The 25245-nt window shown below is 73.0% G+C and carries 23 protein-coding genes; 10 read left to right on the forward strand and 13 right to left on the reverse strand.

The window, feature by feature from the left end; all coding sequences use genetic code 11:
* Window positions 1-260: 260 nt before the first annotated feature.
* Together hpt and ABZU91_RS13205 are read right to left on the reverse strand one after the other, a co-directional pair.
* Window positions 261-836 (reverse strand): hypoxanthine phosphoribosyltransferase, encoded by a 576-nt coding sequence (gene hpt / locus ABZU91_RS13200; RefSeq protein WP_355238566.1) that lies wholly within the window; start codon window positions 834-836, stop codon window positions 261-263.
* 100 nt (window positions 837-936) lie between these two features.
* Window positions 937-1086, reverse strand: coding sequence for a hypothetical protein (locus ABZU91_RS13205; protein WP_355238867.1), 150 nt, complete (start codon window positions 1084-1086; stop codon window positions 937-939).
* A gap of 138 nt (window positions 1087-1224) precedes the next feature.
* Between ABZU91_RS13205 and ABZU91_RS13210 the strand changes: the two genes are divergently transcribed.
* The gene (locus ABZU91_RS13210; protein WP_355238569.1) at window positions 1225-2205 is read left to right on the forward strand and encodes a helix-turn-helix domain-containing protein; all 981 of its coding nucleotides are present in this window, start codon (window positions 1225-1227) and stop codon (window positions 2203-2205) included.
* Here ABZU91_RS13210 and tilS read toward each other — a convergent pair.
* The 3 genes from tilS to dacB form a co-directional block, all read right to left on the reverse strand.
* Entirely contained in the window at window positions 2192-3184 is a 993-nt protein-coding gene (tilS, locus tag ABZU91_RS13215) for a tRNA lysidine(34) synthetase TilS (protein WP_355238572.1), read from the reverse strand. The genes ABZU91_RS13210 and tilS overlap by 14 nt on opposite strands.
* 10 nt (window positions 3185-3194) lie before the next feature.
* Entirely contained in the window at window positions 3195-4265 is a 1071-nt protein-coding gene (locus ABZU91_RS13220) for a zinc-dependent metalloprotease (RefSeq protein WP_355238575.1), read from the reverse strand.
* Between the two features lie 103 nt (window positions 4266-4368).
* On the reverse strand, window positions 4369-5775 hold the full coding sequence (gene dacB, locus ABZU91_RS13225; protein ID WP_355238841.1) for a D-alanyl-D-alanine carboxypeptidase/D-alanyl-D-alanine-endopeptidase: 1407 nt from the start codon (window positions 5773-5775) through the stop codon (window positions 4369-4371).
* A gap of 595 nt (window positions 5776-6370) precedes the next feature.
* Here dacB and ABZU91_RS13230 point away from each other — a divergent pair.
* A complete protein-coding gene (locus ABZU91_RS13230) occupies window positions 6371-6877 on the forward strand; it encodes an inorganic diphosphatase (protein ID WP_355238578.1) in 507 nt (168 codons plus the stop codon).
* A 31-nt stretch (window positions 6878-6908) separates the two neighbouring features.
* Here ABZU91_RS13230 and eccD read toward each other — a convergent pair whose 3' ends face one another.
* A complete protein-coding gene (gene eccD, locus ABZU91_RS13235) occupies window positions 6909-8312 on the reverse strand; it encodes a type VII secretion integral membrane protein EccD (protein ID WP_355238581.1) in 1404 nt (467 codons plus the stop codon).
* Window positions 8313-8413: 101 nt separating this feature from the next.
* Between eccD and eccCa the strand changes: the two genes are divergently transcribed.
* The 4 genes from eccCa to ABZU91_RS13255 all read left to right on the forward strand — a co-directional run bounded on the left by eccCa (window position 8414) and on the right by ABZU91_RS13255 (window position 15381).
* A complete protein-coding gene (gene eccCa, locus ABZU91_RS13240) occupies window positions 8414-12403 on the forward strand; it encodes a type VII secretion protein EccCa (RefSeq protein ID WP_355238584.1) in 3990 nt (1329 codons plus the stop codon).
* A 74-nt stretch (window positions 12404-12477) separates the two neighbouring features.
* Complete coding sequence (gene mycP / locus ABZU91_RS13245; protein WP_355238587.1) at window positions 12478-13806, forward strand: type VII secretion-associated serine protease mycosin; 1329 nt, start codon at window positions 12478-12480, stop codon at window positions 13804-13806.
* Between the two features lie 50 nt (window positions 13807-13856).
* Entirely contained in the window at window positions 13857-14648 is a 792-nt protein-coding gene (locus ABZU91_RS13250; protein WP_355238590.1) for a phosphatase PAP2 family protein, read from the forward strand.
* Window positions 14649-14685: 37 nt separating this feature from the next.
* Window positions 14686-15381, forward strand: a complete 696-nt coding sequence (locus ABZU91_RS13255; protein ID WP_355238593.1) for a phosphatase PAP2 family protein — start codon at window positions 14686-14688, stop codon at window positions 15379-15381.
* Window positions 15382-15394: 13 nt separating this feature from the next.
* On the opposite strand, the gene ABZU91_RS13260 is transcribed toward ABZU91_RS13255, so the two are convergent.
* The 6 genes from ABZU91_RS13260 to ABZU91_RS13285 form a co-directional block, all read right to left on the reverse strand.
* A complete protein-coding gene (locus ABZU91_RS13260; protein WP_355238596.1) occupies window positions 15395-16573 on the reverse strand; it encodes a MarP family serine protease in 1179 nt (392 codons plus the stop codon).
* A 64-nt stretch (window positions 16574-16637) separates the two neighbouring features.
* Window positions 16638-17330: a CoA pyrophosphatase gene (locus tag ABZU91_RS13265; RefSeq protein WP_355238599.1), complete on the reverse strand. Its 693-nt coding sequence runs from the start codon at window positions 17328-17330 to the stop codon at window positions 16638-16640.
* The gene (locus ABZU91_RS13270; protein ID WP_355238602.1) at window positions 17327-18037 is read right to left on the reverse strand and encodes a TlpA disulfide reductase family protein; all 711 of its coding nucleotides are present in this window, start codon (window positions 18035-18037) and stop codon (window positions 17327-17329) included. The genes ABZU91_RS13265 and ABZU91_RS13270 overlap by 4 nt, the downstream gene beginning before the upstream one ends.
* Window positions 18034-18822 carry an endonuclease III gene (nth, locus tag ABZU91_RS13275; protein ID WP_355238605.1) on the reverse strand — a complete coding sequence of 263 codons (789 nt, stop codon included), beginning with the start codon at window positions 18820-18822 and terminating at the stop codon, window positions 18034-18036. Before nth ends, ABZU91_RS13270 begins: the two co-directional genes overlap by 4 nt.
* Window positions 18823-18863: 41 nt before the next feature.
* The gene (locus ABZU91_RS13280) at window positions 18864-20033 is read right to left on the reverse strand and encodes a CapA family protein (protein ID WP_355238607.1); all 1170 of its coding nucleotides are present in this window, start codon (window positions 20031-20033) and stop codon (window positions 18864-18866) included.
* Between the two features lie 56 nt (window positions 20034-20089).
* Window positions 20090-20752 carry an adenosylcobinamide amidohydrolase gene (locus ABZU91_RS13285; protein WP_355238610.1) on the reverse strand — a complete coding sequence of 221 codons (663 nt, stop codon included), beginning with the start codon at window positions 20750-20752 and terminating at the stop codon, window positions 20090-20092.
* A gap of 144 nt (window positions 20753-20896) precedes the next feature.
* Between ABZU91_RS13285 and ABZU91_RS13290 the strand changes: the two genes are divergently transcribed.
* On the forward strand, window positions 20897-21574 hold the full coding sequence (locus ABZU91_RS13290; protein ID WP_007466162.1) for a Crp/Fnr family transcriptional regulator: 678 nt from the start codon (window positions 20897-20899) through the stop codon (window positions 21572-21574).
* 140 nt (window positions 21575-21714) lie between these two features.
* Window positions 21715-22458 (forward strand): metallophosphoesterase family protein, encoded by a 744-nt coding sequence (locus ABZU91_RS13295; RefSeq protein WP_355238614.1) that lies wholly within the window; start codon window positions 21715-21717, stop codon window positions 22456-22458.
* 83 nt (window positions 22459-22541) lie between these two features.
* On the opposite strand, the gene ABZU91_RS13300 is transcribed toward ABZU91_RS13295, so the two are convergent.
* A complete protein-coding gene (locus tag ABZU91_RS13300) occupies window positions 22542-22964 on the reverse strand; it encodes a hypothetical protein (protein WP_355238617.1) in 423 nt (140 codons plus the stop codon).
* A 491-nt stretch (window positions 22965-23455) separates the two neighbouring features.
* Between ABZU91_RS13300 and ABZU91_RS13305 the strand changes: the two genes are divergently transcribed.
* Complete coding sequence (locus ABZU91_RS13305; RefSeq protein WP_355238620.1) at window positions 23456-24523, forward strand: hypothetical protein; 1068 nt, start codon at window positions 23456-23458, stop codon at window positions 24521-24523.
* Window positions 24524-24608: 85 nt separating this feature from the next.
* Entirely contained in the window at window positions 24609-25214 is a 606-nt protein-coding gene (locus tag ABZU91_RS13310; protein ID WP_355238623.1) for a TetR/AcrR family transcriptional regulator, read from the forward strand.
* Window positions 25215-25245: the final 31 nt, after the last annotated feature.

Consider the following 25245-nt stretch of genomic DNA (forward strand, 5'->3'; position numbering starts at 1 on the left):
GTATCGACGGCACGCGTGTTGGGTAGCCCACCAGCCCGAATCCAACGCACGGCGGGTCCGGGGAGGAACCGGCGTGGCGGGGAGTCCGGCCCGGCCACCCCGAACGCCCGGTCGCGCGGTCGAGGGGTCGAACGCGGAGCAACCTCCACGCCACCGGGCTCCACGTTAGCCGCTACAGCTGAGAGCCCGCTGAACGTCGGCTTGACGAATACCGATGCGAGTCGCCCTCGGGCTTTGGCGGCGCGACCCGGCGGGCAGGCTCAGGAGCGGGCGTAGACCTCGGGCTTGAGCACCCCGACGTAGGGCAGCTCCCGGTAGCGCTCAGCGAAGTCGAGGCCGTACCCGACCACGAACTCGGTGGGGATGTCGAAGCCGACGTACTTCACCGGCACCGGCACCTTGACCGCCTCGGGCTTACGGAAGAGCGCGACGACCTCGACGCTCGCCGCCGAGCGCGACTCGAGGTAGCGCAGCAGCCAGGAGAGCGTCAGGCCGGAGTCGACGATGTCCTCGACGACCATGACGTGCCGACCGGCGATGTCCCGGTCGAGATCCTTGAGGATGCGGACCACCCCGGAGGAGGTGGTGCCCTGGCCGTACGAGGAGATGGCCATGAAGTCGAGTTCGGCCGGGGGGCCGTTGCGGCCCAACGCTCGGGCGAAGTCCGCCATGAACATCACCGCGCCCTTGAGCACGCAGACCAGCAACAGTCCGTCGCCCACGTGGGCGTAGTCGGCGGACACTTGCTTGGCCAGTTCCGCTGTCTTCTCGCGGATCTGCGCCTCGGAGATGATCACGTGGTCGATGTCGGCGTCGTACCAGGAGCCGTCAGCCATGACTCCTAGCCTGCCGTACGTCCGATGGCCTCCGTCGGCGGGGCCGCACCTTTTGGCGCGGTCCCGCCCGGGATTTTCGGCGCAAAGGGCATCAAAGGCATCAGCTGGTACGGGACCGCCAGCGGCGGCCGTCCTCGCTGGGCTTCCAGTCGGCCGAGTCGTGGGTGTCCACGGTGAGGCCGGCCGCGGAGGCGGCGACGAGCAGGACGAGGAACAGGAGGAAGAGCAGGAACTCCATGGCGGCGCTCACTTTCGCATGGTTGCTGTCGGTTTCGCCGCCGGTGCGCACCGGACTGAGACCAGTCTGCGCCGACTCCCACCGCCCGGACAGTGGCAGAGATGCCACTGGGCATCGATTTACTGCCACCTCTCGGGTTACCCTCGTCACATGCTCCGATCCGTCGCCGTTCTCGCCCTGGACCAGGTCGCTCCCTTCGAGCTCGGTGTCCTCGCGGAGGTCTTCGGCACCGACCGGACGGCCGACGGCTTCCCCGCGTACCGCTTCGACGTGTGCAGCCCCGACGGCGCTGCCGTGCGCACCTCCGCCGGCTTCCACCTCACCCCGAACGCCGACCTCGCCCCGCTCGAAGAGGCGGATCTGGTGGCCGTCCCCGCACACGGGCAGGGCACCGTCGTCCCCGAGCCGGTGCTCGACGCGCTGCGCCGCGCCGACGCGCGCGGAGCACACCTGATCAGCGTCTGCTCCGGGGCCTTCCTGCTCGGCGAGGCCGGGCTGCTCGACGACCGGGAGTGCACCACCCACTGGCGGTACACCGACGAGCTGCAACGCCGGCACCCCCGGGCCCGGGTCCGCTGCAACTCGCTGTACGTCCAGGACGGTCGGCTGCTCACCAGCGCCGGCACGGCGGCCGGCATCGACGCTTGCCTGCACCTGGTACGCCAGGAACACGGCTCGGCCACCGCGACCCGGCTGGCCCGGCGGATGGTGGTCCCGCCGCACCGCGACGGCGGCCAGTCCCAGTACATCGAGGCGCCGATCCCGAAGGCGCCCGAGGCACCCACCCTCGAACCGGTGCTGGAGTGGCTGATGGGGCACCTGGACCGGACGATCACGGTGGAGGAGTTGGCCGCTCGCGCCGGCATGGCGCCACGGACGTTCGCCCGGCGTTTCCGGGCCGAGACCGGCACCACGCCCCACGACTGGCTCACCAACCAGCGGGTGCTGCTCGCCCGACGCCTGCTGGAGGAGACCCCGTTGAGCGTGGAGGCCGTCGCCGACCAGGCCGGCTTCGGTGACGCGGCGGCGCTGCGCCACCACTTCAGCCGCCGGGTCGGCGCCACCCCGCACAGCTACCGGACCACCTTCCGGGACCGGGCGGACGGCGCGGCAGCTCTCAGCCCGGGCTGAGGGCCGCCAGTCGGTCGCCCCGCCGCAGGACGCGGGCACCCCCGGGCAGGTCGGTCGGGCCCTGACCGTGCCAGTCGGTTACCAGGGCGTCCAGGGCGTCGACGTGCCGGTGCGACAGCGCGCCGGCCACCGCGCCCAGCTCCCGCGCCCAGGCGTGCAGCACCCGGCCGCGTACGGCGACGGCCAGATTGACCAGCTCCGCCACCGCGAGGCCACCGGCGGGGTGCCGCGCCGCCACGAGCGCCGTGGCCGCGATCTCGTCGAGAGCGGCATTGTCCGCCGCCACCAGCCGGGCGGTACGCGCCAGGTTGTCCACCACCCCCGGCCCGAGCGTCCGCACCAACGCCGGCAGCACGTCGGCCCGCACCCGGGAGCGGGCGTACGACGGGTCGGTGTTGTGCGGGTCCTGCCACGGGTCGAGCCCGAGGGCGGCACAGGCGGCGCGGGTCTGCTCCCGGCCGATCCCCAGCAACGGCCGCAGCAGCGGCACCCCGGAGAGATCCCGCCGGCCCGGCATTCCGGCCAGTCCGCGTGGGCCGGCCCCACGGGCGAGCGCGAGCAGCACCGTCTCCGCCTGGTCGTCGCGCGTGTGCCCGGTGAGCACCGCGACCGCCGCGTACCGCCGGGCCGCCTCCGTCAACGCCTCGTAGCGGGCCTCCCGGGCGGCCGCCTCCGGTCCACCCGGTCGCCCGGCCACCTCCACCGGCACCGCCACCACCGGGGCGAATCCGGCTTCCCGGGCCCACGCGGCCACCACCTCCGCGCGCTGCGCCGAACCGTCCTGCAGGCCGTGGTCCACGGTTACCAGGCCGGCGGGCCGAGCCAGCCGGGGTGCCACGAACACCGTCGCCGCCGCCAGGGCCAGCGAATCGGCGCCGCCGGAGCAGGCCACCAGCACCGGACCACCGGACGGCAGGTCAGTCAGCGCGCGACGGACCGCCACCCGGATCGCGGCCACCGAAGGGGCGAGCGCGGCCACCGACGGACGGTCAGCCGGCGGACGGGACGGTGCCGGCCGGGCCGTGCACGCGTGCCACCCAGGCGTCCGGATCGCCCAACTCCGACAGCCGGGGCAGGGTGAGCGGTGAGTTGAAGATCGAGTTGAAGCCCTCCATGCCGACCCGCTCGACCACGCCGTGGACGAACTTGCGGCCCTCGGCGTACTGACGCATCTTGACGTCCACCCCGAGCAGCCGGCGGATCGCCTTCTCCAACGGGTTGCCCGCCTCGCGCCGACGGTTGAACGACGCCCGGATGCGCTCCACGCTCGGGATCACCTGCGGGCCGACGCCGTCCATCACGAACTCGGCGTGCCCCTCCAGCAGGGTCATCAGCGCGGTGAGCCGGTCGAGGACGGCACGCTGCGCCGGGGTCTGCACGATGTCCAGGACGCTCGTGCGGCTCTCCGGGTCGCGGACCGCCTCGGACAGCGTCGCGACACCGCGTCGCAGCCGCTCGACGAGATGTTCACCGCCGTTGGACGACGCGTCGACGAACGCCTGCACCTCCCCCAGGAAGTACGCCCGCATCCAGGGCACGGCGGTGAACTGGGTGCGGTGGGTGACCTCGTGCAGGCAGACCCACAGCCGGAAGTCCCGGGAGTCGGCGTTCAACTTGCGCTCCACCTCGACGATGTTCGGCGCCACCAGCAGCAGTTGCCCCGGGTCGGCGGAGAAGACCTCGTACTGGCCGAGCACCCGACCGGACAGGTAGGCCAGGACCGTGCCGGCCTGCACCCCGGTCAGCCGCGACCCGATCGCCTCGGTGAGCGCGCCGGGCTGCTTGTCGCCGGACAGCCGGCTGACCAGCGGAGTGATCACCTCACGCAGCCCGGCGATGTTGGCGGCCGCCCAGTCGCGGCGGTCGACGACCCGCACCGGCGGGTGCGACACCTGCGCCCGCAGCCCGGTGTAGTCGGCCACGTGCCCGGCCGCCTCGTCGGTCAGCCGACGCAGGTCGCCGACCACGTCGGTGGCCTCGGCGTACGACACCCGAGGCCCCGACTTGCTCAACGCCCCCGCGGTGGCGGCGGCCAGATCCCAGTCCACGAACTGCGCCATGAACCCACCGTACCCGCGTCGCGACACCCCGGCCCGGGCTCGCGTCGGCGATCGACGCCGGTCGCCGCCCGTACGACGCCTCGCGAGCCCGCCCCGACGGCGGTCAGCGGCAGCCGCAGCCGGCCAGCGCGGCGGCGATACGGTCCAGCGCCGGCTGGGCCGTGTCCGTCCCACCGGGCACCTTGTCGGTGAGCACCGCGAAGGTGAGGAGCCGACCGTCGGCCGTGGTGACCAGGCCGGCGATGGCGTGCACCCCGGTCAGCGTGCCGGTCTTGGCGCGTACGGCGCCGGCGCCGGCGGCGGTTCCGGGGGCACCCCGGTAACGCTCGCCCAGCGTGCCGGACCAGCCGCCCACCGGCAGGCCGCCGAAGACGCCGGCCAGCTCCGGATGGTCCGTGCTCGCGGCCAGCCTGATCAGGTCGGTGAGCAGGGACGGGCTGATCCGGTTGCGGCGCGACAGCCCGCTGCCGTCGGAGAGGGTGATCTCCTCGGCGGGCAGGCCCAGCGCCGCCACCTCGGCGTCCATCGCGGCGGCCGCGCCATCGAACGACGCCTTCTGGCTGCGGGCCAGCGCCACCTGCCGGGCCAGCGCCTCGGCCAGCAGGTTGTCGCTCTCGCTGATCATGATGTCGACCAGCCGGATCAGCGGCGGCGACTGCACCACGCCCAGCTCCGTGCCGGCCGGCGGGGTGCCACCGGCGGCGGTGGCCAGGGCCGGGGCCGTACCCCGCTTGACGGCGCTGGTCGGTACGCCGAGCAGCCGGGCGAACGACTTGCCGGCGGCCAGGTCGGGCTCGGCGACGCGCTCGGCGCCCCCGGGCGCGGCGCCCGGGTCCGTGCGTGCGCCGTCGGTCATCAGCGCGGTCACCGCGCCGCCGTACCCCCCGGTGGGGATGTCGTCGTCCCAGCCGGGGCCGTACCGCGGACCGGAGTAGAGGGAGCCGTCGATGGTGACGCTGGTCGGGGCGGTGCCGCCGAGGGCGGCACGCACCTGCGCGGCCAGGTCGTCCAGGCGTGCCGCGCCCGGGTAGTAACCCTTCTTGTTCACCGCGAGGGTGGGGTCGCCGCCACCGACGATCACCACCTCGCCGGGCTTGGCACCGGCCACCGCCCGGGTCGGGATACGGAATCCGGGGCCACGGGCGGCCAGCACGGTCACCGCGGTCGCCAGCTTGGTCACCGAGGCGGGCACCGTGCCGTCGTCCGCCCCCCTGGCGTACAGCGTCTGGCCGGTGGTCACGTCGGCAACCGAGACGTTCACCCGGTCACCCAAAGCAGGCACGCCGACCAGCGGGTCGAGCGCGGCGCGTACCCCGTCGGCAGAGGGCAGCGGAGCGTTCGGGTCGGGGCCGCCCAACACGTCCGAGGGGTCGGGTTCGGAGGCGGGGGCGGCACCGGCCGGACCGGATGCCGCGTCCTCGCCCAGCCAGGCGGCGACCGGGCCGGGACGGGTCACGACGACACCCACGCCGGCCAGCACCAACAGCACCACCACGGCCAGCACGGTCACCAGTCGACCTCGACGGCGCGGCGAGCTCGACGGCGCTACCGGCGGTTCGGCACCGGCCGGGGCCGGCAACGCGGAGATCGGCGGACCGAGCGGTGGCACGCCGGTCGGGAAGCGGACGGTGGGTCCGTCACCGGACACCCGTCCGCCCCGAGCCGGGCTGGTCGGGGCCGGTCGGACAGGTGCGGCACCCGTGGGTCGCGGGCCGCTCGTGGGGTGGTTCGCGCCGAGGACCGGGAAGCGCCCGTTGTTGGGTCCTCCGGCCGGCGTCGAACCTGACGGACGCCACGGCAGCGGCGGCGGCCGCTCGGGAACCGACTCCTCCGGCGGCCGGGGAAGGTGCGCGTCGGGCACCGGAACCCGCCCGCTCGCCCCACCGGCACCGGATCGTCCGGTACCACGCGCGGCGCCCCCGTCCGGGCGGTAGTGTGAATCTTCCCTCCCCACGACCCCCTCCTCCCCCAGCGAAAATCGGCTTGGGTGACACTACTTCGGTCCGAAGACTATGCGGCGGCCGGAGTCGGCGGGTGGGCATTCACCCGTCCGGAGGGCGCCAGTGGTTCCGTTAGCCAGCGTGGGCAGACGAGGGAGCGTGCAGATGGATTTCGACGTGACGGTTGAGATCCCCAAGGGTCACCGAAACAAGTACGAGGTGGACCACAAGACCGGCCGGATCCGGCTGGACCGCACCCTGTTCACGTCCACCCAGTACCCGGCCGACTACGGGTTCATCGAGGACACGCTGGGCGAGGACGGCGACCCGCTGGACGCGCTGGTGCTGGTCCCCGAACCCACCTTCCCGGGCTGCCTCATCCGCTGCCGGACCATCGGCATGTTCCGGATGACCGACGAGAAGGGCGGGGACGACAAGGTCCTCTGCGTGCCCTACGAGGACCCCCGCCAGGAGCACCTGCGCGACATCCACCACCTGGGCGAGTTCGACCGCCTGGAGATCCAGCACTTCTTCGAGGTGTACAAGGACCTGGAGCCCGGCAAGTCGGTCGAGGGCGCGACCTGGGTCGGCCGCACCGAGGCCGAGGCCGAGATCCACGCCTCCTACCAGCGTGCGCGGGACGCCGAGGCGCGCGGCGAGTCCAACCACTGACGTACGACCACCGACAGGGCCCGGGAGCAGCTCATCCGAGCAGCCCCCGGGCCCTGTCGTACAGGTCGAGCACCGCGCAGGCGACCGGCACCACGGCGACCACCAGGGCCGTGTCGGTGAGGTCCGCGACCCGCCCGAGGTACGGCGAGACAGGTCGCCGGGCGTACCCGGTGCCGGCGGCCACGGTCACCAGGCCCAGCGCCGCCCCACCGAGGACCAGCGCCAGGCGGCCCGCGTCGTCGGTCCGCTCGACCAGCACCGCGCCGAGCACCGCGTAGCCGGCCAGCCCGGCCAGCACCGTCGGCACCCGGTGCCGCAGCGCCACGAACAGCCGCGACCGCAGCAGCAGCACGGACGCGACCACCGCCACCAGCACCGGCCCGGCCAGCCCACCGGCGACCCCGAGTACGACCGCGGCGCCGACCGCCAGCACGGCGTGCCCGAGCAGCATTCCGGTGAGCATCTCCTCGGTACGGGTGACGGCAGCGTTCACCTTGCCCCGGTCCGGTAGGTCCCCGGGCCGTTCCGACTCGGCACCCGAGGCGGTGGTCGGCAGGGTGATCGGCGGCAGCGGCAGCTTGCCCAGCCGGATGGCCAACAGCGGAATCGCCCCGATGGCGAAGACCAGCGCGCTGAGCACCACCGCCGCCGTGCCGGCGGGGGTCAGCAGCAGCGCCCCGAGCGCCGCGCTGGCACCGAGCAGGCCGACCGTGACACCGGCCACGAAGACGCGCAGTCGGCTCGCCACTGTCAGCAGACCGGTCAGCGCAACGAGCAGCAGCGCCACCGAACCGGCCAGCAGTTCGGGCGCGCCGACCCAGCGCACCGGCCCGAGCGGGCCGACCGGGTCGCCCGAGCCGACCGCGAGGGCACCGGCCACGAAGGCGTACGGCAGGGCGTACCCGCCGAGCGTCGCTCCGGCCGCGCCGTCGCCGTTGGCGCGGGAGGCGACGGTGCCGCCCACGGTGAGCAGCAGCGCCACGGCCGCCGCCGCGACCCAGCGGCTCCCCGAGGTCGGGCCACTGGCGAACAGGGCGAGCAGCCCGACTGCGAGCGGCACGCCGGCACCGGCCAGAGCGGCGATCCGGGTGGCGGCGGGCGACCAGGCGCCGCCCCGTCGACGGGCCCCGTCGGCGATCGCCTCCACGACGTCGTCGTACTCCAACTCGGGCCAGTGGGCGCGGGCCGGCACCAGGTGCAGCACCTCACCGTCGCGGACCCCCTGCGGCAGCAGCGCCTGAGCGCTCGCCAGCACCGCCCCGTCGGTACGGCGCAACACCCAGCCGCCGTGCCGCTCGCCATCGTCGGCCAGCCCCTCACCGGCGTGCCGCAGTACGTCGGGCAGCAGCTCGGCCAGGGGCACCTGCTCCGGCAGGGCGACGTCCACCCGCCGTTGGGGCGCGCTGATGGTGACGCGGGCCAGTCCGGTTGTCATCGACCGGTCTCCATATCGAGCGGTGTCGGAGGCTGCGGGGACGACAGGACTTTACCTACCATGAGCCAGGCTCGGGTTACCCAGCGCAGTCAGGAGGCCGAGTGTCCACCGTCGTCATCAAGCGCCCACCGCGGCGGCCAGCGCCGGAGATCCCCGTCGGCGAGCTGCCCGTCGAGGCACCGCCGGAGATCCCGGCGGTGGCCGGCGGGCGGTGGCAGCAGATGTTGATGGTCCTGCCCATGCTCGGCGGCACGGTGGCGATGGCGATGATGTTCGGCCGCGGTGGCGGGGCGTACTCGTACGTGGTGGGCGGGATGTTCGGGCTCTCGTCGCTGGCGATGCTCGTCACCACGTGGGGCAGCGCGTCGGGCACCCCGAAGAAGTCCGAGATGATGGCGGCCCGCCGCGAGTACCTGCGCCATCTGGCGACGCTGCGCCGCCGGGTCCGGCAGACCGCCGGGCAGCAGCGGGCCGGGCTCTACTACCGGCACCCCGACCCCGCCCGCCTGTGGTCCACCGTGGACAGCCGTCGGGTCTGGGAACGCCGCCCCGCCGACCCCGACTTCGCGGTGGTACGCGTCGCCGTCGGCCCGCAGACGCTGGCCACCCCGCTCGTGCCGCCGGTCACCCGGCCGTTGGAGGAGCTGGAGCCGATGACCGCCGGCGCGCTGCGCCGCTTCCTGGACGCGTACTCCGTGGTGCCGGAGCTGCCGGTGGCCCTGTCCCTGCGCAGCTTCGCCCGCGTGCACGTGCGGACCGCCACCGGCGGCCCGTCCACCGGCGGCCCGTCCACCGGCGGCCCGTCCACCGGTGACCCGGCGGCGCAGGCCCTGGTCCGGGCCGCGCTGACCCAGCTGGCCGTGTTCCACGCCCCCGACGAGCTGCTGATCGCGGTCTGCGCCGGGCCGGAGCGTCGAGCCGTCTGGGAGTGGGTGAAGTGGCTGCCGCACGCCCACCACCCCGGGCGTACGGACGCGCTCGGGCCGGTACGGCTGGTGACCTCGTCGGCTGCGGAGCTGGAACTGCTGCTCGGGGACGTGTTCGGCAGCCGGCCCCGGTTCAGTCCGGCCGGGCCGGCCACCGACGGTCCACACGTGGTGGTGGTCCTCGACGGCGGCGACCTGACCGGTGCGACCGACCTGACCGGCGACGGCGGCATCGACGCGGTCACCGTGCTGGATCTGGACACACCGCCGCCCCGCCTGCTCGACCGGTACGTGCTGCTGCTGGAACTGCGCGGCCGGCGGCTGCACTCGTGGTCGGTCGAGGGGCACGCCGAGGTGGGCCGCGCCGACCACCTCGACATCGCCGACGCGGAGGCGGTCGCCCGGCGGTTGGCGCCGCTGCGGCTGGCCGGTACGGCCCGCGGCCCGGACGCCCCACTCGACGTCGAGCTGGGCCTGCCGGAGCTGCTCGGCCTCGGCGATCCGGAGAGCTTCACCGCCGAGCAGGGTTGGGCGCCGCGCTCGGCCCGGGACCGGCTGCGGGTCCCGATCGGGGTGGGTGTCGACGGAGGGGCCATCGAGTTGGACCTGAAGGAGTCCGCCCAGGACGGGATGGGCCCGCACGGTCTGCTGATCGGGGCCACCGGCTCGGGCAAGTCCGAACTGCTCCGCACGCTGGTGCTGGGGCTGGCCGCGACGCACAGCTCCGAGCAGCTCAACTTCGTCCTGGTCGACTTCAAGGGAGGCGCCACCTTCGCGCCGTTCGACCGGCTGCCGCACACCGCCGCCGTGATCACCAACCTGGCCGACGCACTGCCCCTGGTCGACCGGATGGTGGACGCGATCAACGGGGAGCTGGTCCGCCGGCAGGAGCTGCTGCGCCGGGCCGGCAACTTCGCCAGCGTGCGGGACTACGAGCGGGCGCGGGCCGCCGGCAGTCCACTCGCCCCGCTACCGTCGCTGCTGCTGATCTGCGACGAGTTCTCCGAACTGCTCTCCGCCAAGCCCGACTTCATCGACCTGTTCGTGCAGATCGGCCGGCTGGGTCGGTCGCTCGGCGTGCACCTGCTGCTCGCCAGCCAGCGCCTCGAGGAGGGCCGGCTGCGCGGGCTGGACACGCACCTGTCGTACCGGATCGGGTTGCGCACCTTCTCCGCCCTGGAGTCCCGCACGGTGCTCGGGGTGCCGGACGCGCACGAGCTGCCCCGCTCGCCGGGCCACGGCTACCTGCGCGCCGGCACCGATCCGCTGGCGCGGTTCAAGGCGGCGTACGTCTCCGGGGTCGTACGCCGCCGGGCCGACACGAGCGGCGTCACGGCTGGCGAGGGGGCCCGCCTGCTCACGTTCACCACTCACGTCGTACCGCTGCCGGAGCCGGCGACCCCGGCCCTGCCCATGGTGGCCGAGGACGAGAGCAGCCGCGAGACCCTGCTGGACCTGCTGGTCGACCGGCTCGTCGGGCAGGGCCCGCCCGCACACCAGGTATGGCTCGCGCCGCTCGGTGACCCTCCGGCCCTGGACGAGCTGGTCGGCACGGTCGAGGTGGATCCGGCGCGCGGGCTCACCGTGGGCAACCCGGAGCTGCACGGGGCGCTGAGTGTGCCGGTGGCCGTGGTGGACCGGCCGTTGGAACAGCGGCGGGACCTGCTCTGGCTGGCCCTGGATGGCGCGTCCGGGCACGTGGCGGTGGTCGGCGCGCCGCAGAGCGGCAAGTCCACCGCGCTACGCACGCTGATCTGCGCGTTGGCGCTCACCCACACCCCGGCCGAGGTGCAGGTCTACTGTCTCGACTTCGGCGGTGGCGGTCTCGCGGCGCTGCGCGACCTGCCGCACGTGGGCGGAGTGACCGGTCGTGCCGACCCGACCGCCCTACGCCGCAGCGTCGGCGAGGTCACGACTCTGTTGGCCGAGCGGGAGCGCCGCTTCGCCGAGCTGGGCGTGGAGTCGATGGCCACGTACCGGCAGCGGCGGGCCGCGACGGCGACCACCGACCAGCCGGACGTCGACCCGTTCGGCGACGTCTTCCTGGTGGTCGACGGGTGGAGCACGCTGCGCAACGAGTACGACGACCTGGAACCACTGGTCACCGACCTGGCCACCCGCGGCCTGTCATACGGGTTGCACGTGGTCGCCACGGCGTTGCGTTGGTTGGATTTCCGGCCGGCGATCCGGGACCTGTTCGGCTCCCGGCTGGAGCTGCGCCTCGGCGACCCGTCCGACTCCCTGGTGGCCCGGCGGGCAGCGGCGAACGTGCCGGAGCACCCCGGCCGGGGTGTGACGGCCCAGAGCCTGCACTTCCTCACCGCGCTCCCACGGCTCGCCGGTTCGAGCGATGGCACCGCCGAGCTGGTCGGACGAATCGCCGACGCCTGGGCCGGACCGGCCGCGCCTCGGGTCCGGCTCCTCCCACCGGTGCTGCCGTACGCCGATCTGGATCTCACCGCGACGACGGGGCTGCGGCTGCCGATCGGAGTCGCCGAGGCCGATCTGCGGCCGGTGCAGCTCGACTTCGCCGCCGAGCCGCACTTCGTGGTCTTCGGGGACGCCGAGTGCGGCAAGTCGTCGTTCCTGCGGGCGCTGGCCGCCTCGATCACCACCCGGTTCACGCCCGAGGAGGCCCGGGTCATCCTCGTCGACTACCGGCGCAGCCTGCTGGGCGCCATCGAGACGCCGCACCTCATCGGGTACGGCACCGCCGCCGCGCACACCGCCGACCTGGTCGAGTCGGCCGCCGGTTACCTGGAGCGGCGGGCTCCCGGGCCGGAGGTCACCCCGCAGCAGTTACGTGACCGCTCGTGGTGGTCGGGGCCGGAACTGTTCGTGCTGGTCGACGACTACGACCTGGTGGCCACCGGGCCGGCGAACCCGTTGCGGGCGCTGGAGGAGCACCTGCCGCACGCCCGCGATGTCGGCCTGCACCTGGTGCTGGCCCGCCGTTCCGGAGGCGCGGGCCGGTCCCAGTACGAGTCCATCGTGCAGCGGCTACGGGAACTCTCCACGGCCGGACTGGTGATGGCGGGCAGCCCCGAGGAGGGCGCGCTCGTCGGGCCGGTGCGGCCCGGGCCGCTGCCACCGGGCCGTGGTCGGCTCGTCACCCGACGGGAGGGCGTACGCCTCGTGCAGCTCGCACATCTGCCGTCACCGTGACCTGTCTTCGCGGTTCCTCCCGTGACGGGTGGGGAAACCGGTAATCTCCGATCGTCGAGGTTCCGTCGGGATGAATGGCAGAGGATGTGACTGGGGTTCGGCACAGCGGTCCGGCAGTGGCCAGACGGGCCGGCCGGGCGCTGCTCGGTGCGGCGGCGCTGGTCGCTGTCGCGGTCCCGAGCACCGCACCTGTCACCGCGCCAAGCAGCGGCGGGCAGCTCGCCGGCGCGCCGGCCGCGTTCGCGCCCGCTGACAGCATCGCCCGCACCGACCAGGTACGTGACGAGCAGTGGCAGCTCGACGAGTTGCGTGCCGACTCGGCCTGGCGCACCTCGACCGGCCGCGGTGTGGTCGTCGCCGTGGTCGACTCCGGTGTGGACGCCAACCATCCCGACCTGGCCGGTCAGGTGCTCCCCGGCCTCGACCTGGTCGGGCCGGCCGGCGGCGCCGGTCCGGACCCGGTGGGCCACGGCACCACGGTCGCCGGGCTGATCGCCGGGCGCAACGACGACAAGCGGGGCGTGGTCGGCCTGGCGCCGGACTCGCGGATCCTTCCGGTCCGCGTGCTGGACGAGCGCAACAAGTACGACGACGCGTTGATCGTCGCGAAGGGTGTCCGGTGGGCGGTCGACCACGGCGCCCGGGTGATCAACCTGTCGCTGGGCGGCAGCGGCGACAGCCCTGCCCTGGCGGCGGCCCTGGACTACGCGTTCGCCCGCGACGTGGTGGTGGTCGCCTGCACCGGCAACCTGGCCACGTCGCCCGACTCCAAGCCCTGGTACCCGGCCCGTGAACCGGGCGTGATCGCGGTCGCCGGGTTGGAGCGCAACAGCGACAACCTGTGGTCCGGGTCGATCACCGGTCGGGCGACGGTGCTCACCGCCCCCGCGACCAACCTGGTCGGCGCCCGTCCGACCGACGGGTACTGGCGGGTGCAGGGCACCAGCTTCGCCGCACCGCTGGTGGCCGCCACGGCCGCGCTGGTCCGGTCCCGCTACCCGGACATGCCCGCGGGGCAGGTGGTCAACCGGCTCGTGGCCACCGCCCGGGACATCGGCCCGACCGGCCGGGACGACCGTTTCGGGTACGGGGTGGTCGACCCGGTGGCCGCGCTGACGGCGGATGTCGCCCCCGTCAGCGCCAACCCGCTGGACGATCTGACCTCGCCGGGGGTGGTCGGCTTCGGTGCGGCCCCCGGCTCGGGCGACGACGACCCGGTGAGCGGTGCGGGCAGTGACCTCGGTTTCACCGCTCCCCGGCAGCAGACGGGGTGGAAGGCCCGACCGGCGGGCGTACCGGCCGATTCCGCGCCGGAGCGACTCTGGACAGGCGCCGTGCTCTTCGCCGCTCTGGTCACCGGCGCGGCGCTGATGGTGCGCCGGTTCCGCCAGCGCACTCGCTGAACGGCTGACGACAGGCCTGATTGCCCCGCCGGCGGGGTAGAACCGACCTCATGAGCACGCCGGCCGCACGTACCCTCGACCCCACCCGCCACCCGTCCTGGCGGCGACGTCGCCTCGACCCGGACCACTCGCTGGGCTTGCGGCTGACCCTGGCGGCGACGGCGGCGTTCCTGGTGCTGGTGCCGTTCGCCCTGCTCGCGCTGTTGGTGCTCGGGGCGTGGGCGCCGCTGCACCGGCTGGACACGACGATCACCGACGCGCTGCACGACCACGCGGTGAACCACCCGGCCTGGGTCATGCTCATGCGGGTCTGGAGCGAGGTGTTCGCGCCGATGCCGCTGCGGGTCGTCGTGCTGCTGGCGGTGATCTGGCTGGTGCGCCGGCACGCCCGGCGACTGGCCCTCTGGGCGACCACCACGATGGTGGTCGGCGGGTTGATGGGTCCGCTGCTCAAGTTGCTCGTCGGCCGGCACCGTCCGGAACTGCTCGACCCGGTGGCCCGGGCCGCCGGCTACTCGTTCCCCTCCGGGCACGCGCTGAACGCCACCCTGGCCGCGGGCGTGCTGCTGCTGGTGTTCCTGCCGTACGTCCGACGCGGGGCGGCGCGGGTCACGCTCTGGGTCGCCGCGCTGCTGCTCGCGCTGGTCACCGGGCTCAGCAGGGTCGTGCTCGGCGTGCACTTCACCAGCGACGTGCTCGGTGGCTGGCTGCTCGGCGTGGCGGTGGTCGCGGCGACCACTGCCGCGTTCACCAGTTGGCGAGCGCACACGGGTCTCCGGCCGGTCCGGCCGACCCGTGACGGTGTTGCGCCCGAGGTCGAGCGGCAGCCCGAAGCGACCTGAGGCGTGACGGGGACGCCGACCGGGTATTGGCCGGCTCATGTCCGACACCGTGGTCCAGATCGTCCGGCGGGTGCTGCTGCCGGTTTCCCTCCTTTTCGGCGTCATGGTGCTGCTCGGGGTGCTTGTCACTCGGGTGTTGAACCGAACCTGGCCGTTCACCGTCGAGGACGCGGTCAATCGGGAGTTCGCCGGTGACCGCACCGGCGGCTGGAACAACGTCTCGTTGGTGTTCAGCACGCTCGCCAGCACTCAGATGATCGTCGTGGTCACCGTGCTGGTGGCGCTGGCGCTGCGACTCTGGCTGAAGCGCTGGCGGGAGCCCCTGTTCCTGTGCGCGGCCGTCACCGCCCAGGCGCTGGTGTTCCTGCTGACCACTCTGGTGATCGACCGGCAGCGACCCGCGGTGGAGCACATGGACGTCTCACCGCCCACGTCGAGCTTCCCGTCCGGGCACACGTCGGCAGCGGTCGCCCTCTACGTCGGCATCGCGGTGCTGATGGCCCTGCGGGCGCGCAGCACCGGCGCGAAGGTCGCCTGGTGGACGCTGCTGCTGATGGTGCCGGTGGGTGTGGCGCTGACCCGCATGTACCGGGGGATGCACCACCCGAGCGACGTGACGGCGTCCTTCCTCAACGGCGGCACCTGCGTGGCGATCATGGCCCGGGCGGTCCTGGACCGGGGACTGCACTGGGGGCGCGCGAAGCTGCCGGCCGCCGCCCCGGCCCGCACCTGATCCGGGGCGGCGCTCAGGTGCACTCGCCGGTGGCGACGGCCCGGTTGCGCTCGGCGCCGGCCAACGCCACCGGACGGGCCTCGGCGGCGGTCACCGCGAAGCCGGTGTTGGGATCGTCGGCCGCCGCCGCGAAGATGACGCCGAGCACGAGGCCGTTGGCGGAGAGCAGCGGCCCGCCGGAGTTACCACTGCGTACCAGCGCCCGGATCGTGTAGATCTCCCGGGTGACGTCGCCGGAGGAGTAGATGTCCGGCCCCTTGATCCGGTCGACGTCACGAACCCGGGCGGACTGCGCGTTGTACGGGCCGTCGAGCGGGAAGCCGAGCACGATGGCGTCCGAGCCACTGCCCGCGTTGCCGGCGGCGAACCGCAGCGACGGGCCGGGGAGCCCCGGGACCAGCAGCACCGCCAGGTCCCGGTTGGGGTCGTACACCACCACCTGACCGTCGTACCGCTCGCCGCCCAACTCCACGGCCACCGAGCGCGTACCGGCGACCACGTGGGCGTTGGTCATGACCCGGTCGTCGGCGTACACGAAGCCGGAGCCCTCGATGCGGCGCGAGCAACTGGGCGCGGAGCCGAGCACCTTGACCACCGAACGCTGACCGTTGACCACCACCTGGGAACCCGCCAGCGCCGGGTCGGGCGGGTCGACCTGCCGGGCCCGGGTGGGCGCGAGGCCGCCGAAGACGTCCGGGAAACCGTCGGTGTCGACGGTGTCCTCCAACGCGGTCGAGAGCCGGTGCGCCTCCTCCGGCAGAACCCCGTTCACCACACTGATCAGCGCGCTGTTGCGCACCGAGGCGGCGAGCCAGGGCACCGACGACGACCCGAGCGGTACGGCGACCAGCCAGGCCAGCAGGAGCACCGCGAACAGCGAGACGAAGGCGCCACCGATGTCGTCGATCCGCCGGCCCACGTCGCTGGTGATCGTCTTGCGCAGGTGCGAGCCGAGCCAGCCGGCGAGCGCCTGCCCGATCACCGCCAATCCGAAGATGGCCACCAGTGAGATGAGCACGCGGGTGCCGGCGTCGACGAACTGCCGGGCGAACAGCGGCCCGAGTTGCAGGCCGAGCAGGAGGCCCAGGAAGAAGCCGGACAGTGACGTGATGCCGATGACGAAACCCTGACGGTATCCGCTGATCGCGAACACGAGCATGAGCAGCAGCAGTACGAGATCCACGACGGACACGGGGTCCAGCGTACGGGCACCGCGCCCAGCGGATGACCATCGCTTGCGGAAGGTGACCGCGTGGTCAGCGCAGGGCGGTCTCGTCGACCTCGTCGGTGCCTGCCGAGGGCGCGGGAGCGGCACCCGTGGGCGGCAGGTCGACCAGCCGACCGGGCGACCACGGGCGGGCCCAGCCGCCCATCTCGAGCAGAGCCGCCAACACTCCGGCGGTGAAGCCCCAGACGAGCATGCCGCGCGAGGAGAACGCCGGACCCACCCAGCCGCTCGGGTGACGGACCCGGAGCCGGTTCGCCGGGTCGACCAGCTCGCGGATCGGCAGTCGTGCCACGTGCGCCACCTCGGCGGGCTCCCGGGGATGCACCGGATGCGGGTCGTGCCACCAGGCCAGCACCGGGGTGACCACGAAATCGCTGACCGGAATCCACAGTTTCGGCAACTCGGCCAGCACGGTCACGCTGGCCGGATCGAGGCCGACCTCCTCGTTCGCCTCGCGGAGCGCGGTGGCACGCGTGTTGGCGTCCTCCGGGTCGGCCGCGCCGCCGGGGAAGGCCGGCTGACCGGCGTGGTTTCGCAGGGTCGCGGCCCGTTGCAGGATCAGTACGTCGGGCCCGGTGTCGGCCTGCTCACCGAGCAGCACCAGCACGGCGCTCTCCCGCCCGCCCTCGGCCGGGGTGGTGAGGCGGGTGAAGTCCTCGACGCGGGCGGTGCCCAGCCGGCTCAGCAGGGGGTCGATCCAGTCCGGAGGTCGACGGGTCACGCCGGCACCGCCACGCCCAGGTGCTGGCGGACCAGCGCGGCGAGCTGGGTGTCGTCGAGCGCACCGGTGGAGTCGATGTGTCGGATGCGGCCCCGCGCGTCGACGAAGAGGGTCAGCGGGAAGGCGTTGCGCCTCAGCTCCCGTTGCAGCGCGTCGCCCTGGTCGACCAGGACCGGAAACCGTACGCCGAAGTCCTCGCCGATGGACTGGGCGCCGCTGCGACTGTCGCGGGTGTTGACCCCGACCACCCGGAGCTGGCCGCCGGTCCGCTCGCTCAGCCGCTGGAACGCGGGCAGTTCCTTGCGGCACGGCCCGCACCAGGAGGCCCAGACGTTGATCACGGCCGGCCCGGCCAGGTCTCGCAGCGCGACCGGCGCACCACCGGTGAAGCAGGCCAGGGTCAGCGCCGGCAGCTCCTGCCCACCCGCAGCCGTCCCGGTCGCGCCGGCGTCGGGCGAACCGGCAGCACCGGGGCTGGGCGTGCCGGAGGCAGCGCCAGCACCGGTCGAGGCAGCAGCAGGGCTGGACGACGCCGGAGGCGCTCCCAACGCGGCGCAGTCCTTGAAGGGCGACGGACGCTCGGCTGCGGCCGACCGCGGCGCGGCGTCGTCGGTCGGGCTGGTGGTGCAGCCACCCACGAACAGCGCCAGCGGCAGAGCGAGCAGGGCGATCCGCCGGTGGAGCGCACCCGTCAGAAGGCGGTTCACGGCACCTCCGCGGCGACCGCCTGCGGCGGCACCAGCTCCGGGTCGATCCCAGCCGCCACGGCCAGGTCACGCGCCCGAGGGCCCTTGAGCAGCTTGGCGGCGGCGGACGGCTCGGTGGGGCCGGTGCCGTACGAGGGGCAGAGCTTCGCGAGCGTGCACGCACCACAGGCGGGTTTACGGGCGTGGCAGACCCGCCGCCCGTGAAAGATGATCCGGTGCGACAGCATGGTCCAGTCGCGCCTGGGGTAGAGCGCGCCGATCGCGTGCTCGATCTTGACCGGATCGGTCTCGGTGGTCAGCCGCCACCGGTGGACCAGCCGCTGGAAGTGCGTGTCGACGGTGATGCCGGGGACGTCGAAGGCGTTGCCGAGGATGACGTTGGCGGTCTTGCGACCGATCCCGGGTAGCGTCACCAGGTCGGCGAGCCGGCCGGGGACCTGACCGTCGTACCGGTCGAGGAGGGCCTGCCCGAGCTTGAGCAGCGAGTCGGTCTTGTTGCGGTAGAAGCCGGTGGGCCGGATCAGCTCCTCCATCTCGCCCCGGTCAGCCCCGGCGTACGCGGCGGCGCTCGGGTAGCGGGCGAAGAGCTTCGGGGTGACCTCGTTGACCTTCTTGTCGGTGCACTGCGCGGACAGGATCGTGGCGACGGACAGCTCCAGCGCGTTGGAGTGGTCCAGCTCACAGTGCGCGTCGGGGTGCGTCTCGGCCAGCACCCGGCCGATCTTGCGGGCGCGGCGTGTGCGCCCGAGGTCGGTCTCGCTGGCACCGGGAGGGCTACTGGTCACGACGGTCAGCCTACGTCGCACCCCGGACGTTCCTCGTCGGGTCAACCGGCGGTCGGCGCGGTGATCCTGCCCTGCCCGTCGATCCGGGCCCCGTTCCTGGGGAAGTCGGTACGGCTCAGCTCGGTGACGAGGCCCAGGCCCCGGCCGTCCGGGTCCATCGTCGGCCTGCCGGCCGAGTTCATGTACGTCGAGGTGAACGAGCCACCGGCCCACGCGCCGTCGGGCTTGAGCGACACCTTCAGGACGCCGCCCCAGCCCAGCCGCCCGGCGTTGCTCAACGAGTTGCCGCCGCCGGCGAAGTTGCCGAGGCTGTACGCGATCAGGCGCCCCCGGTAGAACTCCATCCCGCGCAGCACGTGCGGCCCGTGCCCGACGATCAGATCCGCGCCGGCGTCGATCATCGCGTGCGAGAACCTGACCGGATCGCCCCGGTTCTCGCCGAGGAACAGCTCGGTGCCCGGCTTCACCCGGGTCTTGTCCGCTCCCTCGCCGCCCATGTGCACCTGCACCACGACCACGTCGGCCATGGTGGCGGCCTTGGCGACGACCGTCCTGGCCTTGGCGATGTCGACCAGGCTGTTGGACCAGACGTACGACGAGAAGCCGGCCACGGCGACCTTGACGCCCTTGACGTCGACCACGGTGATCTCGTCCGGCGCGCCGGTGTGCTCCAGGTCGTACTTCTCCAACGCCTTACGCGTGTTCTGGTAGCCCTTCGGCCCGTAGTCGTAGCCGTGGTTGTTGGCCTGGTTGAGCAGCCGGAAGCCGGCGTCGCGCAGGTGCGCGGCGTACTCCGGCGGGGCTCGGAACTGGAAGCAGCGGGTGGAGTTGGGCCCGCACTTGCCGGTGCCGGTGTCCACCGTCAGCGGCTCCTCCAGGTTGCCCATGACCAGGTCGGCCCTGAGTGCCCCGGTGACCGGGTCGAAGAACCCCTTGCCGCCGGCGGCGGGCAGCCGGCTCGGCGCGTTGCCCATGATGATGTCGCCGGTCGCGGAGAGCGAGATGGCGTCGCCCCCGCCGGACGTCGACGCGCCGCCGCTGGCCTTCGGCCCGGCCGTGCTCAGCGGCACGCCCGTGCCACCACCACCGGCGCCGGGCTGCCACACCGAGGCCTCCCCACTGTCGGCGCAGCCTGCGGCGAGCAGGGCGGCCAGCAGCACCACGAGGCCGATGGCGACGCGGCGGGGCGCGAGGGGGGCGGCAGCGTACATCGCTCGCGACCTTATCGAGCCCGGAACGCGCCGACGAGGGCCGATCGGTCGGAGTTTCAGCCGGTCAGCCGGTCTGACCAGGGCACGACCGGCCGCTCGCCGCCCGCCCGCACCGCGGCGTGCACGGCACGGGCCAGCGGGGCGCCCCACGTCGAGCGCGGCCCGCCGTACGCCGCGTCCGGCCCGTCCACCGGGCAGAGCACGGTGACCGCGTCGGTGGGGGTGCCCGTGCCCGGCAACCCCAGTTCGCCGATCGCCTGGGTCTTCGCCTCGGTGGCGGTGGCGACGGCGTTGACGAGCGCCGAGTCGGCGAGCCGGGCCGGCACGTACACCACGATGTTGACCGTGCCCACCCGCTGCGTGAGCGCGCCCGCGGCCGGTGCGGCGGCGGGCACCGGCGTGCCGAGCCCGACGGTCGCCCAGGCCCGCACACCGGTGTCCGTCCGGGCCACCACCTCGGTCACGTCGACGCCGGTCAGCAGGCCCACCCCGGGCCCGTCCAGGGCCAGGTCCGCGGCGACCGCGGCCAGGTGGGCGGCGGGGTCGTCCCGGTCGTACGACATGGGCACCGTCGCGTTCAGCACCCACCGCCGGACGCCGACGCCGCCGCCCAGCGGGCCGCTGCTGACCGCCCGCAGAGGGCCGTCAGCCCGCCAGACGAGCAGCGGCACGGGCCGGCCGCCCTCGATGCGGCTGGTCAGAATCGGGTCCCTCAGCACGTCGGGCAGGTTACGCCCACCGATCAAGATTCCAGGGGCGACCTCTGATTCGTGCTCACGTGCGCCTAGACTTGGCGGCGCGCGAGGGGATCAGCGGACGGCGGCCCCGGGCCGACGGACGGCACGCGCAACCGGAGGTGCGCGATGGATGAGGTACTGGCCCGCAGCGGGATCTTCCAGGGTGTGGACCCGGAAGCTGCCGAGGCGCTCGCCAAGGAGATGGAAACGATCGAGGTCCGCAAGGGCGAGATCGTTTTCAATGAGGGCGAGCCCGGCGACAGCCTCTATATCCTGCTGTCCGGGAAGATCAAGGTCGGCCGCCGGGCGGCGGACGGCCGGCAGAACCTGATCGCGGTGATGGGGCCGTCGGACATGGTCGGTGAGCTGTCGCTCTTCGACCCGGGTCCGCGTACGGCGACCGCCACCGCGGTGACCGACACCCGGCTGGTGCGGCTGCGCAAGCAGGCGCTGCGGCCGTGGCTCAACAACCGCCCGGAGATCGCCGAGCAGCTGCTCCGGGTGCTCGCCCGGCGCCTGCGTCGGACCAACGACTCGCTCGCCGACCTGATCTTCACGGACGTGCCGGGCCGGGTCGCGAAGAACCTGCTCCAGATGGCCGGCCGGTTCGGCACCCGCGACGGCGGTGTCCTGCGCGTGACCCACGACCTCACCCAGGAGGAGATCGCCCAGCTCGTCGGCGCCTCCCGGGAGACGGTCAACAAGGCGCTGGCCGACTTCGCCTCGCGCGGCTGGCTGCGACTGGACGGTAAGAGCATCATCATCCTGGACCCGGAGCGCCTCGCCCGCCGCGCCCGCGTCTGAGCCGTACGTCCCGTCCCCGCCCGCCGTCACCGACGGCAGGCGGGGACGTCGTCGTCCGCCTGATGTTGCGTCTGCCCGGGATACGTCTGCCCGGCGCAGAATCGCTGGCGTACCCGTGCCGGGCCAGCGAGGGTGGGGCCATGCTGAAGCGCGTTGCCGTACTCTCCGACATCCATGGCGTGCTGCCCGCGCTGGAGGCCGTCCTGGCCGAGCCGGACGTCGCCGCCGCCGACCTGCTCGTGCTGACCGGCGATATCGCGGCCGGTCCACAGCCGGTCGAGGTGCTGGATCTGCTCGCCGATCTCGGTGACCGTGCCTGCTGGGTGGGCGGCAACTGCGAACGTGAGCTCGTCGAGGCCCGCGCCGGGCGACCCGCCTCGATCGAGGTGTCGAACTGGGCCGCCGACCAGCTCCGGGACGACCAGGTGGCCCGGCTCGCCGCGTTGCCCGCGACCGTGACGCTGGAGATCGAGGGCCTCGGCCCGACGCTGTTCTGTCACGCGACGCCTCGCGACGACGAGGAACTGGTGCTCGTCGACTCCCGGATGGCTCGCTGGGCCGAGGTGTTCGCCGGCCTGCCGGCCGAGGTCACCACGGTCGTCTGCGGCCACACCCACATGCCCTTCACGCGGCTGGTCGACCGGCGGCTGGTCGTCAACGCGGGCAGCCTCGGCATGCCGTACGGGGGCGCGGGCGCGTGGTGGGCCATGCTCGGGCCGGGCGTCCAGCTCCGCCGCACCGCCTTCGACGTGGACGCGGCCTGCGCCCGGGTGGCGACCGAGTCGACCTTCCCGGACGCCGCCGCCTGGGCGGACGAATACCTACGCTCCCAGCACAGTGACGCCGACGCGCTCGCCGTCTTCGGCCCCCGCGACGGCCGCTGACCCGAGTGGCCGCGCCCACCTGGCTCCGGCCCTTGCGCCACATTGCGACGGAAGGGCCGGAGCCGGGTCGCCGGTCATCGGCGCTATGCCCGACGCCGTGATCGCGGATCGGTGCCGAACATGCGGGCGGCGACCTCGCCCGCGGCGAAGCCGCCGAGACCGGCGCCCGCGACGGCCTCCGTGAGGGTGGCGCCCTGCACGCAGATCACCCCGCCGAACGCGGCGACGGCGAACGCCACGATCATCGTGGGCAGCGGCCCCGCGTCGGCGACGATGCGCCGCGCGACCTGACCGCCGATGAGCGCCAGGCCGCCGGCACCGATCAGTGACTCGTGCAGGGTGTGGCCGGTCGCCAGGAGCCCGGCGGCACCGCCGAGCACCAGGACGACGACGGCGACGGCGGCCCACGTGCCGCCGTTGTGCTGGACCGGCGCGACCTGATCCGACACCCGGTCGCGCGGGGACAGGTCTTCTGTGCCCGCGGGCGGTTCCGTCATACTCGCCATCTGAGCCCCCTTGGGGTTCCGGCAGGGGCGTCTACCTCGATCGTGAGCGCGAGGCGGTAGACGCCCCTGAGCGTTGCCGACGCGTTTGCGGCTGGCCTAGAGATGGCACCACGCCCAAGTGGATCTCCAGAAGACGTGTAAGTTCGCCGATTCCGACTTCCCGACTTCCCTCTGGACGGACCGGAGTTCCGGCCTGTCGGAAGATCGGGAATTGTCGTCGGGACTCGACGCGGACCTGCCGGGATCTCGCCGCTGGCAAGAACACCGATCGATCAGGGCGGTCGAATTCACCCCCGGGCGGATATTCGAGAATCACTCAATTCCGATCGTCGGGAAAGTCACCCCTGCCGTCCGATCAGTCAGCGTCTCATCGACGACAGGTCCTTCAAGGGCGGAAGTTGTCCCTTATGGACCGATCGGCGCGCCGGCACACTTCCTAACAGCCGGAAGTTGACTGCCTTTATCCGGATGCCCCCTGTAAACATACGGTCGTGAGTACCCTCAGGCAGTCGACGAACCCATTGAGCGACGCCCTCCGCGAGCTGATGGAGATTCGACACGGCAAGGGATACGGCTCGATGCGACGCCTGGCGGACAAGGTCCGGGAAGCCACCAACGGCTCAGATCCGTACAAGGCAATCAGTCGGCAGCTCGAAGGTCGGCCCAAGTGGCAGCTCGTCGAGTGGGTGCTCGCTCACTGCGCTCCGGACGACGCCGAGGAGGGCTGGCACGAGCACCACGCCGAACGCCTTGCCGGCATCTACTACGTCCTGCATCGGGAGAGGCCGCCTCGCTACACCGGCAAGCTGATCGTCGACGGGACGACAGTGGAGGACGCGATCTCCTCGCCGGAGGAGGCTCGTGATCCCACCACTCGTGTACTACTGCTGCAGGAGGAGATCGGCCGGCTCCAGGAAAGCTTCGAACGCGGCGAGGAGCTCTCCGCCCGTCTTCGTGATCAGGTCGCCGGTCTTCAGGGTCAGCTCGACTCGCTGCAGAAGGACTACACCACCCTCGAATCGACCCACCAGGTCATCAGACAGACCAAGCAGGAACTCGACGGTCTGGTCGCCATGCTTCAGCAGCGTGTCCGCACCGCCGAAGAGACCGCGGAGTCGCTTGAGCGACGCGTACGTAGTGCCCACGAAGAGGCGATCTACAGTCAGGCGGCTCTGGAGGACAAGAAGCGCGAGTACCAGGAACTCGAGCAGCGGGAGATGCAGACGCGCCTCGATCTGGCGGATGCGCGCGACATCGCGGATCGCCGCTACCAGGAACTCGATCGGTACCGGCAGGAGTCCGATCAGGCCCAGCAGAGGCTGCGGACCCAGATCGTCAACCTCCAGCGGGACATTCTGGATATCCGCGAGCGGTTTCAGGGGCTCAGCCCTCCGACGCCGACCCCATCGCCGCCCGCGCCCCAGCCTCCGAAGAGGGACGCTCCGCCGTCGGCCCCACCTGCGGCCGCCGACCCACCGCGACCTCGGCCGGCGGCCCGCGATGGCCGGCGTGGTCCCGAGTACGACTGGATGGGCGACGACCAGGACTTCTTCGCCTGACGGCAGGAGAGCACGGCCCACGTCGGTCACCAACACCGTAAAAGTCAGTCTTGACTGTTTGTTTCGCGCCCCGCAGGCTGTTCCCGTGTCCACCGCATCGACGCGTGTCCCCCAACAACAGCGCAGTCGCGCCACCCAGGCCCGTCTGATGGAGGCGACCGTCGACTGCCTGATCGAGCACGGCTGGTCCGGCACCACGACCACCGTCGTGGCCGCCCGGGCCGGCGTCTCGCGGGGCGCACAGTTGCACCACTACCCCACGAAGGCCGCGATGGTCACGGCCGCCGTCGAGCACCTCGCGGAGCGTCGGGCCGACGAGCTGCGCACCGAGGCCGAGGCGTTACCGGCCGGCCCGCAGCGGCTGGATCGGGTGATCGACCTGCTCGCGGCGGCGTTCACCGGGCCGCTCTTCGTGGCCGCGCTCGAGCTGTGGGTGGCCGCCCGCACCGACCGGGAGCTTCGCGACGCCCTGGTGCCGCTGGAGGCGACCGTCGGCCGGGAGATGCACCGGCTCACCGTCGCCCTGCTCGGTGTCGACGAGCGCCGCCCCGGCGTCCGCGAGGCGGTGCAGGCCACCCTCGACCTGATGCGCGGCCTCGGGGTGGCCAACCTGCTCAGCGACGACTCGGCCCGCCGTACCGCCCTGCTCGTCACCTGGAAACGCCAACTCTCCACCCTGCTCACGCCCTGACCGCGGCCACACCGGCCCGCACCGACCGGAG

Source organism: Micromonospora sp. NPDC005174, from assembly GCF_040608495.1.
Taxonomy (GTDB): Bacteria; Actinomycetota; Actinomycetes; order Mycobacteriales; family Micromonosporaceae; genus Micromonospora.